The sequence below is a fragment of the Aquirufa regiilacus genome, assembly GCF_032470275.1.
Taxonomy (GTDB): domain Bacteria; phylum Bacteroidota; class Bacteroidia; order Cytophagales; family Spirosomataceae; genus Aquirufa; species Aquirufa regiilacus.
The window spans coordinates 209,991-226,409 of sequence record NZ_JAVNWW010000002.1 but is presented as its reverse complement, the minus strand read 5'-3'; the positions used below and the strand labels follow the sequence as shown (position 1 = coordinate 226,409).

Annotated in this window: 22 protein-coding genes; 4 read left to right on the top strand and 18 right to left on the bottom strand. The window is 42.7% G+C overall.

The window, feature by feature from the left end:
- Positions 1 to 19: 19 nt before the first annotated feature.
- The 11 genes from rplN to rplC all read right to left on the bottom strand — a co-directional run bounded on the left by rplN (position 20) and on the right by rplC (position 5,472).
- The gene (gene rplN / locus PQG45_RS06905) at positions 20 to 388 is read right to left on the bottom strand and encodes a 50S ribosomal protein L14 (RefSeq protein WP_315574843.1); all 369 of its coding nucleotides are present in this window, start codon (positions 386 to 388) and stop codon (positions 20 to 22) included.
- 43 nt (positions 389 to 431) lie between these two features.
- Complete coding sequence (rpsQ, locus tag PQG45_RS06900; protein WP_315574841.1) at positions 432 to 689, bottom strand: 30S ribosomal protein S17; 258 nt, start codon at positions 687 to 689, stop codon at positions 432 to 434.
- A gap of 74 nt (positions 690 to 763) precedes the next feature.
- Positions 764 to 955, bottom strand: a complete 192-nt coding sequence (gene rpmC / locus PQG45_RS06895; RefSeq protein WP_315574839.1) for a 50S ribosomal protein L29 — start codon at positions 953 to 955, stop codon at positions 764 to 766.
- Positions 956 to 995: 40 nt separating this feature from the next.
- Positions 996 to 1,415 carry a 50S ribosomal protein L16 gene (rplP, locus tag PQG45_RS06890; RefSeq protein WP_315574838.1) on the bottom strand — a complete coding sequence of 140 codons (420 nt, stop codon included), beginning with the start codon at positions 1,413 to 1,415 and terminating at the stop codon, positions 996 to 998.
- 44 nt (positions 1,416 to 1,459) lie between these two features.
- Positions 1,460 to 2,275 carry a 30S ribosomal protein S3 gene (gene rpsC / locus PQG45_RS06885; protein WP_315574836.1) on the bottom strand — a complete coding sequence of 272 codons (816 nt, stop codon included), beginning with the start codon at positions 2,273 to 2,275 and terminating at the stop codon, positions 1,460 to 1,462.
- Positions 2,276 to 2,298: 23 nt separating this feature from the next.
- Entirely contained in the window at positions 2,299 to 2,673 is a 375-nt protein-coding gene (gene rplV / locus PQG45_RS06880) for a 50S ribosomal protein L22 (protein WP_315574834.1), read from the bottom strand.
- A gap of 39 nt (positions 2,674 to 2,712) precedes the next feature.
- Positions 2,713 to 2,991: a 30S ribosomal protein S19 gene (gene rpsS / locus PQG45_RS06875; RefSeq protein ID WP_315574833.1), complete on the bottom strand. Its 279-nt coding sequence runs from the start codon at positions 2,989 to 2,991 to the stop codon at positions 2,713 to 2,715.
- Positions 2,992 to 2,994: 3 nt separating this feature from the next.
- Entirely contained in the window at positions 2,995 to 3,822 is an 828-nt protein-coding gene (gene rplB, locus PQG45_RS06870; RefSeq protein WP_315574831.1) for a 50S ribosomal protein L2, read from the bottom strand.
- A 45-nt stretch (positions 3,823 to 3,867) separates the two neighbouring features.
- Positions 3,868 to 4,155: a 50S ribosomal protein L23 gene (gene rplW / locus PQG45_RS06865; RefSeq protein ID WP_315574829.1), complete on the bottom strand. Its 288-nt coding sequence runs from the start codon at positions 4,153 to 4,155 to the stop codon at positions 3,868 to 3,870.
- Positions 4,156 to 4,192: 37 nt separating this feature from the next.
- Positions 4,193 to 4,822 (bottom strand): 50S ribosomal protein L4, encoded by a 630-nt coding sequence (gene rplD, locus PQG45_RS06860; RefSeq protein ID WP_316070553.1) that lies wholly within the window; start codon positions 4,820 to 4,822, stop codon positions 4,193 to 4,195.
- A gap of 32 nt (positions 4,823 to 4,854) precedes the next feature.
- Positions 4,855 to 5,472 carry a 50S ribosomal protein L3 gene (gene rplC / locus PQG45_RS06855; protein WP_315574826.1) on the bottom strand — a complete coding sequence of 206 codons (618 nt, stop codon included), beginning with the start codon at positions 5,470 to 5,472 and terminating at the stop codon, positions 4,855 to 4,857.
- 1,343 nt (positions 5,473 to 6,815) lie between these two features.
- Between rplC and fbaA the strand changes: the two genes are divergently transcribed.
- Positions 6,816 to 7,898 carry a class II fructose-bisphosphate aldolase gene (fbaA, locus tag PQG45_RS06850; protein ID WP_315574824.1) on the top strand — a complete coding sequence of 361 codons (1,083 nt, stop codon included), beginning with the start codon at positions 6,816 to 6,818 and terminating at the stop codon, positions 7,896 to 7,898.
- A 121-nt stretch (positions 7,899 to 8,019) separates the two neighbouring features.
- On the opposite strand, the gene PQG45_RS06845 is transcribed toward fbaA, so the two are convergent.
- The 7 genes from PQG45_RS06845 to PQG45_RS06815 form a co-directional block, all read right to left on the bottom strand.
- Positions 8,020 to 8,628: a hypothetical protein gene (locus PQG45_RS06845; RefSeq protein ID WP_316070552.1), complete on the bottom strand. Its 609-nt coding sequence runs from the start codon at positions 8,626 to 8,628 to the stop codon at positions 8,020 to 8,022.
- 173 nt (positions 8,629 to 8,801) lie between these two features.
- Positions 8,802 to 9,377: a precorrin-2 dehydrogenase/sirohydrochlorin ferrochelatase family protein gene (locus PQG45_RS06840; RefSeq protein ID WP_316070551.1), complete on the bottom strand. Its 576-nt coding sequence runs from the start codon at positions 9,375 to 9,377 to the stop codon at positions 8,802 to 8,804.
- A 3-nt stretch (positions 9,378 to 9,380) separates the two neighbouring features.
- Positions 9,381 to 10,421 (bottom strand): 23S rRNA (adenine(2503)-C(2))-methyltransferase RlmN, encoded by a 1,041-nt coding sequence (rlmN, locus tag PQG45_RS06835; RefSeq protein ID WP_316070550.1) that lies wholly within the window; start codon positions 10,419 to 10,421, stop codon positions 9,381 to 9,383.
- Positions 10,422 to 10,874, bottom strand: coding sequence for a GatB/YqeY domain-containing protein (locus tag PQG45_RS06830; RefSeq protein ID WP_316070549.1), 453 nt, complete (start codon positions 10,872 to 10,874; stop codon positions 10,422 to 10,424).
- Between the two features lies 1 nt (position 10,875).
- The gene (locus PQG45_RS06825) at positions 10,876 to 12,396 is read right to left on the bottom strand and encodes a GH3 auxin-responsive promoter family protein (protein WP_316070548.1); all 1,521 of its coding nucleotides are present in this window, start codon (positions 12,394 to 12,396) and stop codon (positions 10,876 to 10,878) included.
- A 2-nt stretch (positions 12,397 to 12,398) separates the two neighbouring features.
- Positions 12,399 to 13,262, bottom strand: a complete 864-nt coding sequence (locus PQG45_RS06820; protein WP_316070547.1) for a glycerophosphodiester phosphodiesterase family protein — start codon at positions 13,260 to 13,262, stop codon at positions 12,399 to 12,401.
- A gap of 1 nt (position 13,263) precedes the next feature.
- On the bottom strand, positions 13,264 to 13,593 hold the full coding sequence (locus tag PQG45_RS06815) for a DUF4296 domain-containing protein (RefSeq protein WP_315574804.1): 330 nt from the start codon (positions 13,591 to 13,593) through the stop codon (positions 13,264 to 13,266).
- A 106-nt stretch (positions 13,594 to 13,699) separates the two neighbouring features.
- Here PQG45_RS06815 and PQG45_RS06810 point away from each other — a divergent pair, with 106 nt between their 5' ends.
- The 3 genes from PQG45_RS06810 to PQG45_RS06800 are packed head-to-tail and all read left to right on the top strand — an operon-like array spanning position 13,700 to position 16,418.
- Complete coding sequence (locus PQG45_RS06810; protein ID WP_315574802.1) at positions 13,700 to 14,563, top strand: DUF58 domain-containing protein; 864 nt, start codon at positions 13,700 to 13,702, stop codon at positions 14,561 to 14,563.
- Positions 14,560 to 15,429, top strand: a complete 870-nt coding sequence (locus PQG45_RS06805; RefSeq protein WP_316070546.1) for a hypothetical protein — start codon at positions 14,560 to 14,562, stop codon at positions 15,427 to 15,429. The genes PQG45_RS06810 and PQG45_RS06805 overlap by 4 nt, the downstream gene beginning before the upstream one ends.
- Positions 15,426 to 16,418, top strand: a complete 993-nt coding sequence (locus PQG45_RS06800; RefSeq protein ID WP_316070545.1) for a VWA domain-containing protein — start codon at positions 15,426 to 15,428, stop codon at positions 16,416 to 16,418. Before PQG45_RS06805 ends, PQG45_RS06800 begins: the two co-directional genes overlap by 4 nt.
- Position 16,419: the final 1 nt, after the last annotated feature.

The window sequence follows — 16,419 nt, the reverse complement described above, 5'->3', positions numbered from 1 at the left end:
ACCCAATATGTCATCGATCTTATAAAACTTCAGGGGCTAAGGAAACGATTTTCATAAAACCTGCCTCACGCAATTCACGAGCAACTGGCCCGAAAATACGAGTTCCTCTTGGCTCATCATTCGCGTTCAATAACACAGCTGCGTTATCTTCAAAACGAATATATGTACCATCCTTACGACGAATTTCTTTTTTCGTGCGAACAACCACCGCACGAGAAACCGTACCTTTTTTCATATTAGATGAAGAAAGAGCTGATTTAACTGAAACGACAATCTTATCGCCAATAGAAGCGTATCTCTTACCAGTACCGCCTAACACGCGAATTACCAAAACTTCTTTTGCTCCAGAATTATCCGCTACACCCAATCTTGATTCCTGCTGTAACATTATCTTTGATCTTTAAATTTTAAAATTGAATAACAAGAGAGCCTTATTTCGCTTTAGCGATAATTTCGACTAATCTCCAACGCTTATTTTTTGAAAGAGGACGTGTTTCCATCACTTTCACTGTATCACCGATACCACAATCATTATTCTCATCATGTGCCATCAATTTTGTAGTCTTCTGTACGAACTTTCCGTACAAGGGGTGTTTTACCTTACGGTCAACAGTTAATGTGATTGACTTATCCATCTTATCACTAACTACTTTCCCAATCCTTACCTTTCTTAGATTTCTCTGTTCCATCGTTGGTTTGTTAACTTGTTAAACAATTGATCGTGAGCCGTATGTGGACACAATCTATTAAAATTAATTTTTACTTATGCGTTTGATGCTTTTGTAAGAGCTGTCTCTAACTTAGCAATCACACGACGAGTTTCGCGAATACGCATTGGATTCTCGATCGGTGAAATAGCGTGCGCTAATTTCAAACGAGTCAAGTTCTCTTGCTCAGCCGCAATGGCTTTCTTCAATTCGTCTACTCCTAATTTATTTATTTCTGCGTTTTTCATAACAATGCTATTTGGATGTTTAAACCATCAGGCCTAAAACCTATTCTGAATAATCTCTACGTACGACAAACTTCGTGCGCATCGGCAATTTTTGAGCTGCCAAACGCAATGCTTCTTGAGCAATTGCTAAAGGTACACCCGCCGATTCAAACAAAATAGTTCCTGGACGAACGTTAGCTACCCAATACTCTGGAGCTCCCTTTCCCTTACCCATACGAACCTCTGCAGGTTTTTTCGTAATTACTTTGTCAGGGAAAATACGGATCCAAACTTGGCCTTCACGCTTCATAGCACGAGTAACCGAAATACGAGCAGCCTCAATCTGACGTGCTGTAACACGACCTGGCTCTAACGATTTAATAGCGAATGATCCAAAATCAATTTCGTGCCCACGTGTGGCAACACCTCTTACGCGGCCTTTTTGGGACTTACGAAATTTGGTTCTTTTTGGTTGTAACATCTTCTTAAAAGTCTAATATCTATTTCTTGATTTATTTTAGGCAATTAGCGTTTTCCACCACGTCCACGACCACCGGCACCTGGACCACCTGCCTTGTTACGATCTCCACCTTGATCACCATCTGGACGACGTCCGCGACCACCACGGTCACCTGGACGACCACCACGGTCACCTGGGCGAGAATCTGCTGCTGTAGACTGCAAGCCCATGTTCGCGTTTGGCGACAAATCTGGCTTACCGAAAACCTCACCACGGAATACCCATACCTTAATACCGATCTTTCCGTAAACAGTTAACGCTTCAGAGATTGCATAATCTACATCCGCACGAAGCGTATGAAGCGGAATACGACCCTCCTTGTATCCTTCAGAACGTGCCATCTCAGCACCACCTAAACGACCTGATAATTTTAATTTGATTCCTTGTGCACCCACACGCATTGCCGAAGCAATAGCTTGTTTCATCGCACGACGGAATGAAATACGAGCTTGTAATTGTTGAGCAATGGCTTCACCGATTAATTTAGCATCAATCTCAGGACGCTTAATTTCAAAGATGTTGATTTGAACATCCTTACCAGTGATGGCTTTTAACTCTTCTTTTACCTTGTCTACCTCAGCACCTTGCTTTCCAATAACAACACCAGCACGAGCCGTATTGATTGTTAACGTGATGCGCTTTAAGGTACGCTCAATAATAACTTTAGAGATAGATCCTTTTGGAATACGAGCAGCTACATATTTTCTGATTTTCTCGTCTTCAACTAGTTTATCAGCAAAGGTTTTGCCGCCGTACCAGTTAGAATCCCAACCTCTTACGATACCTAATCTTAATCCAACGGGGTTAATTTTTTGTCCCATTTCTTGTTTTATCTAATAGTTAATTATTCTGCTGTTGTTTCTTCCAAGATAGGAGCTGCCGAAGAAGCTACTACGAGGGTAATGTGATTTGAACGCTTCAAGATGCGGTGACCACGTCCTTGCGGAGCTGGACGTAAACGCTTGATTGAAGCACCTCCATCGACGAAGATCGTCTTGATGAACAAGTCAGCCTCCTCAATTTTAGCATCCACATGCTTGTTTTGCCAGTTAGAAACGGCTGAGAGCAACAATTTCTCAATAGCCTTCGCACCAACTTTGGGCTCAAATTTCAAGATACCCAATGCTTTGGATACTTTCTGTCCACGTACCATATCTGCGACAATACGCATCTTCTGAGGTGACGTAGGAACATTTCTTAATTTAGCAATTGCTTCCATTTTACAATATCTGATTACAGGACCCGAAGGTCACCCTTTTTACTTTTTACCTTTGTCTTTCTTCGCAATGTGACCACGGAAGTTACGCGTTGGTGAAAATTCACCCAACTTGTGACCTACCATGTTCTCAGTTACATAAACCGGAATAAACTTATTCCCATTGTGAACCGCGAATGTGTGACCAACGAAATCTGGAGAAATCATTGAACGTCTTGACCAAGTTTTGATTACTGACTTCTTGCCAGAATCATTCATAACTTGAACCTTGTTATCAAGGCGGTAATCAATGTAAGGACCTTTTTTTAGTGAACGTGCCATCTACTATTTTTTTCTTCTACTGATGATAAGACGATTAGTGTTTTTCTTTGGATTACGAGTTTTCTTACCCTTAGCCAATAAACCAGTACGTGAACGTGGGTGACCTCCTGAAGAACGACCCTCACCACCACCCATTGGGTGATCAACTGGGTTCATAACAACACCACGAACACGTGGACGACGACCCAACCAACGATGACGACCTGCTTTTCCTAAGTTCACGTTCATGTGATCCGAGTTTGATACCGTTCCGATTGTCGCAAGACAACGAGCCAATACCATACGCATCTCACCTGAAGGTAACTTCAACGTAGCATATTTTCCATCACGCGCTAATAACTGAGCATATGTACCTGCAGAACGAACCATTTCAGCTCCTCTACCTGGTTGCAACTCAATCGCGTGAACTAATGTACCCAAAGGGATATTTGCCAAAGGCAATGTATTACCTACTTCCGGAGCTACTGAATCACCTGAAATAACCGTTTGACCTACTTGAATACCAGCTGGAGCTAAGATATATGTCTTTACACCATCTGTATATTCGATCAAAGCGATACGTGACGTACGGTTTGGATCGTACTCAACTGTTAATACAGTTGCAGGTACATCAAACTTTTGACGAGCGAAATCAATCACACGGTAACGACGCTTGTGACCACCACCGATGTAACGCATCGAGCGACGACCATCAGCATTACGACCACCGGTACGCTTGATAGGCTCCAAAAGGGGCTTATACGGTTTGTCCGTAGTAATCTCCTCGAACGTCGGCGCAATGCGATGACGCTGTCCTGGAGTTGTTGGTTTAATTTTTTTAATTGCTGCCATTTAATTAGTTCAATTTATCGGGATGAACCCCCTTAATTATTTTTATTAAATTCCTTGGTAGAAGTCAATTACCTCTCCCGCTGCTACTGTAACGATCGCCTTCTTGTAAGTTGACGTGCGCCCTGAAGTAACCTTTGTACGTGTGCTCTTGGACTTAACTTTTCCAATTTGACGCATTGTTTGTACATCTTGTACATCAACTCCGTACATTTTTTTAACCTCCTTGGCAATTTCAATCTTGTTTGCTGTCAATTCAACTACAAACACGTATTTGCCTTTTTCTTGCATGGCTTGCGACTTTTCAGTCAAGGCCGGACGTTTAATAATGCCCATTGTTTATTTCGTTTACACAGAACCGAAGTCCCGTAAATTATTTACTAAATGTTGACTCAATTTTTTGGATCGCATCCACTGTAATTAACAATTTCGATGCATTAACCAAATCATATGTATTTATATCTGACGCATTCGATACCTTTGTTCTCGGTACGTTACGGCCCGACAATACAACGTTCTTGTCTACTTCATTCGTGATCAACAACGATTTTGTCGTATCCAAAGAAAGAGCTTTCAACATAGCTAAATATGCCTTTGTTTTTGGTGCATCAAATGATACAGTATCCAAAACAGCGATATCGCCAGATTGTGCTTTAGCTGCTAATGCCGACTGGCGAGCCAAAGATTTAACTTTCTTATTCAATTTGAAATGGTAATCACGTGGACGTGGACCGAAAATACGACCCCCACCTTTCATCAACGGCGATTTCATAGAACCCGCACGTGCGCCACCTGTACCCTTTTGTTTCTTAATCTTACGCGTCGAACGCGAAACTTCTGCACGTTCCTTCGCTTTGTGAGTTCCTTGACGTTGGTTAGCTAAATATTGCTTCACATCTAAGTAAACCACATGCTCGTTTGGAACAATTCCAAAGACCTCGTCAGAAAGGGTTACTTTCTTTCCGGTATCTTTTCCTGCGATGTTATATACTGATAATTCCATACTTCAGAATGTCTATAGGCTATGCCCGAATTTTAATTTTCAATGATTACGTATGAGTTCTTTGCTCCTGGTACCGATCCCGATACAACCAAAAGGTTTTTCTCTGGATAAACTTTCAAAACCTGTAAGTTTTGAACCTTTACACGATTACCACCTGTACGACCTGCCATACGCAAACCTTTGAATACACGAGATGGGAATGAACACGCACCGATCGAACCTGGGTGACGACCACGGTTATGTTGACCGTGTGTTTGTCCACCTACTCCGGCAAATCCGTGACGCTTTACAACACCTTGGAAACCCTTACCTTTAGAAGTACCTACAACGTCAACAAACGATTCTACCTCTAACATCTCAACCGTTAAAACATCCCCTAATGATAAAGGCTGCTCAAACGTGCGAAACTCAACAAGTTTTTTCTTAGGAGTGGTGTTAGCTTTTTTGAAGTGACCCAACAAAGATTTTGTTGTGTGCTTATCCTTCTTCTCACCATAACCGATTTGAACGGCATTATAGCCTTCTTTCTCAACGGTTTTTACCTGCGTTACCACGCAAGGTCCGGCTTCAATCAGCGTACATGCGACAGATCTTCCGTCTTCCATGTATAGGCTGGTCATTCCGATTTTTTTACCAATAATTCCAGACATAGTATTTTATATTTATTAAAAAATATGCTTACAAGGCGATCGAGGCTTGTTGTAAGACTTTTATTCAAAATCGTTTCGCAACGATATAGGAACCACATTAAATAAAAAGCAGAATTGGTACAAGGCGACAAAGTGGAGTCACTGTGGATAACAGTGAAAATCACTCTGTGTAGCTTAATATTCAATTAATACGTTGGGCATTCAACTTGTACTAACCAATACCAGTTCTGACACAAAAATCGAGCTTACCTCAATTTAAACCCTGTTTCGACCCGCATTTTTGTGTTTAAAATAAATTCGAGAAGTTCTGCCAACCTCTTTCGGAATTGAAAACTGCGTTTGTCGAACGGGAGTGCAAAGGTACAGAAAAAAATAATACGTGCAAGAGGTTGAGTAAAAATATTTTGAAAATCAGGGAATTAGGTGAAAGTCGCTAGTCACTAGTCGGCAGTCCGAAGGGAAATAGTCCGAAGTCTGGAGGGAGTTCGGTACCCAAAAGAGCTGACAACTATTAAACATTATATATAAGTTTCGTCGCAAAAGACCCCGTACAATTTCCTTCTGACTAACCACGGGCTTAGGACTACTGATTCAGAACTATCTCACTTCTGACTCCGGACTAACTACTGATCACTGGCAACTGACGACGGACTATCTCCCTTCGGACTCCGGACTAACTACTGATCGCTGGCAACTGACGACGGACTATCTCCCTTCGGACTCCGGACTAACTACTGATCACTAGCAACTGACGGACTATCTCCCTTCCGACTCCGGACTAACTACTGATCACTGGCAACTGACGACGGACTATCTCCCTTCGGACTTCGGACTAACTACTGATCACTGGCAACTGACGACAGACTATCTCCCATCCGACTCCGGACTAACTACTGATCACTAGCAACTGACGACAGACTATCTCCCTTCGGACTCCGGACTGACTACTGATCACTGGCATCTGACGACGGACTATCTCCCTTCGGACTTCGGACTAACTACTGATCACTAGCAACTGACGACAGACTATCTCCCTTCGGACTCCGGACTAACTACTGATCACTAGCAACTGACGACAGACTATCTCCCTTCGGACTCCGGACTGACTACTGATCACTGGCATCTGACGACAGACTATCTCCCTTCGGACTCCGGACTGACTACTGATCACTGGCATCTGACGACGGACGACTAGCGACTAGTGACTAGCGACTAGTGACTAGCGACTAAAATTGTATTTTTCTCATTTTTATGCCTTGAAATTGAACTTATTTTAGTATTTTTGGCTGTTACTTGCTGAAAATCAGGTACTTTATATTTATTTCCCAAGAAAAAAAATCATTATGTCAAGTTTATCCACTCAAAAAGGTGTATTGCATGGAGACGCGGTTCAAGAGCTATTTGAAATCGCTAAAGCAAATCAATTTGCTCTTCCAGCAGTAAACGTTACCGGTACAGATACAGTAAATGCTGTTTTAGAAGCTGCTAAAGCTGTTAACTCTCCAGTAATCATTCAATTTTCAAATGGTGGCGGTATTTTCTACGCAGGAAAAACCCTTTCAAATGAAAATCAAGCTGCAGCAATCGCGGGTTCAATCTCAGGTGCTTACCACGTTCACCAAATGGCAAAAGCCTATGGCGTTCAAGTTGTATTACACACGGACCACTGTGCTAAAAAACTTTTACCTTGGATCGACGGTCTATTAGACGCAGGTGAAAAATTCTTCGCGGAAACTGGCCAACCATTATTCTCTTCTCACATGATTGATTTGTCGGAAGAGCCTTTGGAAGAAAACTTAGAAATCTGTGCTAAGTACCTTGAGCGCATGTCTAAAATGGGCATGACACTTGAAATCGAATTAGGTGTTACAGGTGGTGAAGAAGACGGTGTTGATAACTCAGACGTTGACTCATCTAAATTATATACGCAACCCGAAGAAGTTGCTTATGCTTATGAAGTATTGAGCAAAATCTCACATCGTTTCACGATTGCTGCTGCCTTCGGAAACGTACACGGTGTTTACAAGCCAGGTAACGTAAAATTACAACCTGTTATCTTGAAAAACTCTCAAGAATTCATCAAAGAAAAATATAGCCTTACGGCAGAAAAACCTATCAACTTCGTATTCCACGGTGGCTCAGGTTCTTCTCGTGAGGAAATTCGCGAAGCTTTATCTTACGGTGCCATCAAAATGAACATCGATACAGATACACAATGGGCATTCTGGGAAGGTATCTTAGGATTCTACAAAGCAAACGAGGCTTACTTGCAAGGTCAAATCGGAAACCCTACAGGCGACGATTCTCCAAACAAGAAGTATTATGACCCACGTGTTTGGTTACGTAAAGGCGAAGAAACATTGGTAGCTCGTTTAAAAACAGCTTTCGAAGATTTGAACGCAACAAACGCGAATCAATACTTATAGTCTCCAATGATACTATTTTGAAAAGGCTGCTTTTGCAGCCTTTTTTTTGTTCCCCCACCCTCCTTAACCTTTGGCAATCCTCCTCAGGTTTGCCAAAGGTAGTTGGGCAAAAATAAAATTGTTATTCGTCATCCGACAACATAGGAGAAATATCAACTTCTTGATTATCTATTGAATGAAACAAAACAAATTCCTTGATCCCACCAAACCACTCCAAGACAAACTTGCGATCAACAATAGATTTCCTGGGCGATAATATAAACTTATAGGAACTCCAATCCCAAGTCCTAAAATCCAATACTAGATTATTCTTCTCCGGATTGACATGGATGTATTGAACTAAATAAGACAAATTCCGACTGTCCTCTACCAAAACCCGTTTATAAGGGCCATCAAATAAAGATCCAGTTCGCCCATGATTTCGATTGAAGGCAAGCGCATACGTCCGAAACAACATCTTTAAACGATTCGCAACGAGTTCATGTTCGGTCTTATCACCCAATTGAGACGCTTCAAAATGCCGCACACGAACCAGAAAATGAAAATGATTGGCATTTAGGCTATAAGATATAACATCCAAATAGCCCTCCATATAGCGCTGCCAAAGGCGCATAAAATATAAATGATTTGACCGAGTCCTATAAATCAGTTTTCGATCAACACCCCGATTGTAAATGTGATAGTAGTTCCCCGACTGAAATCGAGTCAAATAATGAGCTAGATGTGACATATGTATAGTGATTAGATTTTCGCTAATCTAGACACAGTTCACTATTAAATAAAAGAATAAATGCAGATTATCAGAGAATTGATAATCTACGCGAGATCAATCGAATTGTCGAATCCTCCCACTACCTTTGGCAAACCTGAGGAGGATTGCCAAAGGTTAAGAGAGCGAAAAAGCTACTTTCGAAAAACTAAATCCTTCGTCAGCTCATTCAACGCCTTAATCTTCGCCTGAAAGTCTCCTTTCAAAGTTTTGCGAACGGCTTCCATCCCCTCCAGACCCTCTTGTATCTCCTCCGGAATCACATCTTCCAAAAATGCCCGAATTCGCTTCGCCAAGGTGGGCGACTTCCCATTCGTCGATATCGCAATCTTCAAATCGCCCTTCTGAACAATCGATCCCAAATAAAAATCACATAAGTCAGGCGTATCCGCTACGTTACACAATAAATGACGTTCCGCACATACCTCCTTAATGCCCACATGCAATTCCCGATTATCCGTAGCGCAGATTACTAAATCCCTTCCTTCTAAATCCGAAAATTCAAAACCCCGCTCACACAAAATAACCTGCGGAAAATCCTTTAAATAAACAAGCGTATCCTCACGGAACATCGGCGCCACCAAAGTCAAACTTGCTCCAGGTGAATTACGCAACAATGCCGACGCCTTTTCCAAGGCTACGTTCCCGCCCCCCACGACAAGCGTGTTCAAGCGGTCCAACTTTAAAAATATGGGAAAAAGCTCATTCATGGCTTATTTTTTGCCGGCCAACTGTCCGCAGGCCGCATCGATATCCTTGCCTCTTGAACGACGAACATTCACGATCATCTTCTTACTCTCCAAAAACGCCGTAAACTTCGCCAAAGCATCCGCCTCCGCATTCACAAAATCGGCCTGCTTGATCGGATTGTATTCAATGATATTAATCTTACAAGGCAATTGACGCGCGAATTCATATAATTCCTTCGCATCCTCCACCGAATCATTGAACTTATTAAACATGATATACTCTAACGTAATATCATTCTCCGTCTTCTCGTAAAAATACCGCAACGCTTCCGAAAGCGCCTCCAAGGTATTCGACTCATTAATCGGCATGATGCGATTACGCTTCTCATCATTTGCCGCATGCAAGGACAAAGCCAAATTAAATTTCACCTGATCATCGCCCAACTTCTTGATCATCTTGGCAATGCCGGCCGTTGAAACCGTGATCCGACGAGATGCCATTCCCAATCCTTCCGGAGAAGTAATCATTTCAATCGACTGCAATACATTGGCATAATTCAACAAAGGTTCCCCCATCCCCATATAAACGATATTGGTCAAAGGTATCCCGTATTTCTCCTGTGCCTGATCACGAATCAACACGACCTGATCGTAAATCTCAAAGGCCTCCAAATTCCGTTTGCGATCCATGTAACCTGTCGCACAAAAACTACAGGTCAACGAACATCCTACCTGCGATGAAACGCAAGCCGTCATGCGCTCACGCGTCGGGATTAAAACTCCCTCAATCAAATGCGCATCATGCAAGGCGAAGCTGGACTTAATCGTCCGATCCGTACTTACCTGCATCTCCGCAGTGGTCACACATTGTAAATCAAACTCCGTTTCCAACCATTCACGCGTGGTTTTTGGAATGTTCGCCATGGCTTCAAACGAACGCACCGACTTCTTCCAAATCCACTCATAAACCTGTTTGGCACGAAACGCAGGCTCCCCATGTTGAACCATTTCCTGCTTCAACGCTTCCAAACTCAAATTCCGTATCGCCCGTTTCGTCAATTCCATCTATTTTTTCAATAATTCACCTACCTTAACCGAAATCGCCTTTCCATCTGCCAAACCCGCTAATTGCTTCGAAGCAGCACCCATCACCTTACCCATATCGGCAGGACTTGTGGCACCCACGGCTGCAATGATTTCAGCAATACGTGTCGTTAATTCCTCCTCAGACAATTGCTTTGGCAAAAACTCCTCGATAATCAACAACTCCGCCTGCTCCTTTTCTGCTAAATCCGGACGGTTTTGCGTCACATACACATCCAACGAATCTTTTCGTTGCTTGGCAGCCTTCATCAATATCTTCATTTCCGCATCTGCCGAAAGTCCATCTGCATTTGAGCCCGAAGTCTCTTCCAATAATATCATCGATTTGATCGCACGTAAAGCACGTAAACGATCCGCATCTTTTGCACGCATAGCATCTTTGATGCCTGCCTCAATTGTTTCTTTTAAAGCCATGTTATTGATTTATATGAGCCAAAACTCCTTCCAAAAATTCGCGATGATTACTCAATCGCGGTACTTTATGCTGTCCCCCTAATTTCCCTCGACTCCGCATCCAGCCATAAAATGTATCCGCTGGCGCTTCATGTATCTTTGGGGGACCCAAAACCAAATCATACGAACGCTTCGCATCATAATCCGAATTATTCGAACGAAGGGTTTCGTCCAACACAGTTGCAAAGGTACGTAAATCTTTTGGCGCACGCGAAAATTCAATCACCCATTCGTGACTTCCTCGTTTACCTCCATCCATATAGGCCGGTGCCGCCGTATAATCCTTGATTTCAGCATCCGTCGCCCGACAAGCAGCCGCGACAGCTTGTTCCGCATTTTCGATAATCAACTCCTCGCCAAACGCATTAATAAAATGTTTTGTCCTGCCCGAAATTTTCACGCGATAAGGACTCAAGGAAGTAAATCGAACCGTATCCCCAATCTTATACCTCCATAGGCCCGAATTAGTTGAAATCACCACCGCATAATTCACGCATAACTCAACCTGTTCCAGTGGCACAATCGAATCATGCTCCTCCCCCTTTTCGCCCATCGGAATGAACTCATAAAAAATACCGTAATCCAACATCAACAGCATCTCGTCCGGGCGATTCAAATCATCTTGTATCCCGAAAAATCCCTCTGAAGCATTATATATTTCTAAAAAACGAACCTCCGAAGACGGAAATATATGCGTTTGAAACAATTCCCGATAGGGGCCAAAGGCCACCGCTCCATGTACCAAAAATTCAAAATTCGGCCAAACCTCTAGAATGGATTGCTTACCCGTCAATTCCAATATTTTTTCAATCAACACCAAGGTCCACGTAGGAACGCCCAATATACTTGTCACATTTTCCTGGGACGTCTCCAAAGCCATCTTCTCAATCTTCTGATCCCAGTCACCCATCAACGCTACATCCAAGGATGGCGTCCGGATCATTTGCGCCCAAATAGGCAAATTCTTCATCACCACGGCAGAAACATCGCCCATCAACATACTCGAATTCATCGAATGAGATGTTAAACTTCCGCCAATCGACAAGCCTTTCCCCTCAAATACCTTCGTTTCAGGCTTATTTTGAATCAACAACGTAATCATGTCCTTGCCACCCATCATGTGGCATTCTTCAAGCGACTCCTTAGAAACCGGAATAAACTTGCTACGAGCATTCGTTGTTCCCGACGATTTGGAAAACCAATTAATCGGCGAAGGCCATAGCACCTGTTGTTCCCCTTGCATCATCCGTTCGATGTAAGGAAACAACTCCTCATAGGTCGAAATGGGAACACGCTCACGATAGGTAGCATAGGAGCTAAAATCCGCATAGCCATATTTTTTACCCCACTCTGTGTCCCGTGCATCCGTAATTAATCGAGTCAGTCCCTCGTATTGCAAATCCAATGGTCGCTCATAAATGGCCTCTATCCGCGGCATGCGCCGCTTCATAAACCACAATAAAGTCTCATTGAACAAGGACATAATTAATGAATCTTGGGCGCGCGATTTGGATAATCTGTGATGATGCCATCAACCCCCAAAGCGATAAATTGCTTCATTTGGGCTGTGGTATTAATCGTCCATGGAATCACCCGCATCCCATTCGAATGACAAAATTGAACCATTTCAGCTGTCAAATATTGATAACTCGAACTAAAAATAGCCGGCGTAAATCCTAATGTTTCCAGCACGTAAACGGGCGATTCTTTTTCGACTAAGGCCGACAAAATGACGCATCCCCAGACCTGATGCCAGTACTTCAAAACCGCAAAATCAAAACTCTGCAATATAACAAAAGGCCATTCCACCTGCTTATCGATCACGGCATAAACCGCCTTCGAAAACTCGGCGACATCAGCAGGCTGAGACTTGCCATATTCCGCTGGCTCCGACTTAATCTCAATGTTATAATATACCGCCTCACCCGTTCGCTTACGAAAAGCTTCGCCTAGCGCAAGAACTTCGGCTAGCAAAGGCTTATAAGTAGGTACCGCTTTCTGTTCCAGAAACAAGCTATTCCCGCGCTTCCCCACGTCAAAACGTTTGATTTCCGCATAAGACATTTGGTATAGGTTCAACGACGACTCTTCGGATCTAACGACAGCCTCCCCAGCAGGATGACTGGCATAACGCGCATTCATGTAAGGTTCATGGCTCACCACCACTTGACCATCCGCCGATAATACGACATCCATTTCCAATACGCGAACACCCAATTCCAAGGCATGTTCGAAAGCAGGTAATGAATTCTCGGGATATAAGCCCCGACAACCGCGGTGACCTTGAATAAAGGGTGTTTGGGCCATAATGGATGTACTAAGTAAAAATAAACAGAGTAAACTTTTCATCTTATTTCTTCAACAGCTGTTTTTTTGCTAAAGCCGCATTAACGCGTTTATATAAATCAATAAAATCCTGAGGCTCTTGAACATAAGAAGCAAAGCTTTTTGCAAAGCTTGTAGAATCAACACCGTGCCGCTTCAGGGTGGCACGCTCCAGCTGGTTATAGAGAATAACAGAGGTATCTGCACTGACAATATTCAATGCGCTAATTTTCCCCTCATCCAAATGAATATCCGCCAAAATTTCGGCCATTTGGTTCTCTGGAAGTCGATTCGAAGGCTTCGAATCCGAGCATGCCCAACAGGCCAATAAGAGAATAATGATATAAAATCGCATAAACCAAATTTGATACAAATTAGAAAGCTTTTCTCGCTTTTCATCCAAAGTGCTCAAAAAATCGGTAATTTAGCAAGATTCTAAGGCTAAATTTCAGCAAAAAGAAGTGGATATTCGATCATTCCTTTCTCATATTGTGCAATTGGAAATTCGCATTCGTAAGGCGATAAACACCCAAATGCACGGCAACTTTTCCTCTATTTTCAAGGGGTCAGGATTGGAATTTAGTGACCTTAGGCAATACCATTATGGAGATGACGTTCGCCACATCGACTGGAACACGACCGCGAAAGGACACGGAACCTTCGTCAAGCTTTTTAAAGAAGAAAAAGAACAAACTGTATTCTTTTTATTGGACGTCAGCGCCTCCCAGCTAGTCGGCAAACGAAATAAGAGCAAGCTAACAACCTTAAAAGAAGTTGCTGGAGTACTCGCATTCTCCGCCATGCAAGAAGCAGGCCACATCGGGTTTTGTGCATATTCAGATCAAAACGAAAAATTCATTGCACCCGGGGCAGGCAAAAAACATGGATACAAAACGATTTCCGAAATTTTCAGATTAGACCCTGAGGGTTCAGGGACCGATTTAAAAGCAGGACTAAAATTTACGCTACAAGCCTTAAAACGCAAAAGTCTCGTATTTGTCCTATCAGACTTTATTGATGATCATTACCAAGATTTATTGCGGGCATTAGCGCAGAAACACGATTTAGTTGTGGTTCATCTGCAAGACAACATGGAATCTGCATTGCCTAAAATGGGCATTATCCCTGTTTATGATCCGGAGCGCCGACAAACTACTTGGGTGAATACCTCTGCAAGCTCATTCCGCGAGCAATTGCTTGATAATGCTAAGGAATACGCAGCATTAAAAAACCAGTGCAAGCAATGGCAGGCCGACTATGTAAGTATCCCGGCAGGGGAAGACTTTGTTCCGGCCCTGGTGAAACTTTTTAATGTTCGAAAATGATGCGACAGGAACAAGAAATTCGTGTATTCGGACGTTTTTTGGAGGATTCAGCCAAAATTGGGCAGGACATTCATTATGTGTTGCGCGTATCACATACTCCCCAACAAGAAATCTTTTTCCCTAGCATCAATCAAGCATACGGCGTATTTAAACCAATCAAAAAAGATTATTTCCCTACGAAAACAGATGGGAATAATGTAAGCATAGATTCGGCAGTCTACACATTCAGGCAGTTTTCGATTCAGGATTTTCAAACGTTACGAATCCCCGTTGCGATTCAAACCGAATTAGATTGCACTGTCGTTTCTCCTACCCAAGACACCGTTTACCTGAAACGATTGATGCCCCATGCAAAGGATGTAAAAATCGATTCATTGATTCAATCCATTCCCGTCAGTCCATTGAAGCCAAAACCTGATTTAAGAAATTTGACTTTAGGAGCTGTCAGCGTGCTTATCGTACTTGGGCTGGTGTATTGGTTGTTAGGTAATCGGATTCGCCAAGGGCTAAGGCTTTACCTGCTTTGGCGTAAAAATTTAGAATTCAAACGCGCGTATCAACGGCTGATGCGTAATATTTCAAATTCACCTAAGGGCTTACAAAACCTAGAGAACGCAGCAGCTTTATGGAAAAACTATCTAGAACGCCTTACCAACATCCCGTTTGCCACGTTCACCACCACAGAAATGGTGGACAATTTACCTGATAAACGCCTGGAAAAAACATTACAAGAGGTGGATTCCGCCATCTATGGGGGAAACTTTTCCACACGGACGCTTGAAGCTATTAAAGTATTACTCGAAATTGCCGAAACTGTTTATTTACAAGAACGAGCGAAAATTAATCAAGAAGTCAAGCGATCATGAAATTCAACATCTTCTATTCTTGGCATCAAGTAAAATCCATTTTTTCTTATTCCTGGGAAAATTCGCTGTTTCTATACCTTATTCCCTTACCCATTATCATTATTCTGATTCGTCTTCTTGTGAAAAGAAAGAATCAATCACGTGTTGTATTATCCTTCAAAACTCCATTTAAACAACATAAGTTAACGCGTATATTAACATTTTTGCCAGATACCGTTCTAAGTCTTTGCATGATTTCACTCATCGTCGCATTGGCAGATCCCTATAAATCGGCATTCCACACCCGGGTACAGCAAGAAGGTGTCGATATTGCCTTGGGGCTTGATGTGTCATCATCTATGTTGAGCAAAGATGTCCGGCCATCCCGTTTAGCCATCGCAAAACAAACAGCACAAGCCTTTATCGCGGGCCGAAAATTTGATCAAATAGCCCTTGTGGCCTTTGCCGGAGCACCCTATCTGGCCAGCCCAATTACCTCAGATAGTAGCTTTTTGTCATTTTCACTTCGTTCTTTATCTCAGCAACAAGTCACTGAGGAGGGTACTGCTTTAGGTGATGCATTAGGCATGTGCATCAACCAGATTCGCGAAGAAGCAAATCCTAAAAAAATTATCATCCTCATCAGTGATGGGAATAATACCGCTGGAAATTTAGATCCATTAACCTCTGCCGAATTAGCTAAGACTTTCAAAATAAACGTATATACCATTGCCGTTGGCAGTCCAAAGGCCAGCCTTGACCCCGTTGACGAGAGCACCTTGCGCATGATTGCAGAACATTCGAATGGTCGATTCTATCGTGCCACCGACAAGCAAACCCTTCAGGCTATCTTTAAAGAAATTGATGTCATGGAGAAATCCCGAAAATTATTCATTCGGGAAGTGGAACATAAATCAGCCGCACCCGTATTTTTCCAATTGGCTTTTTTCCTTTTCTTCATCAACCTGCTGCTAAAAATCCTTGGAATCAGTAACACCTTAGAAGACTAAA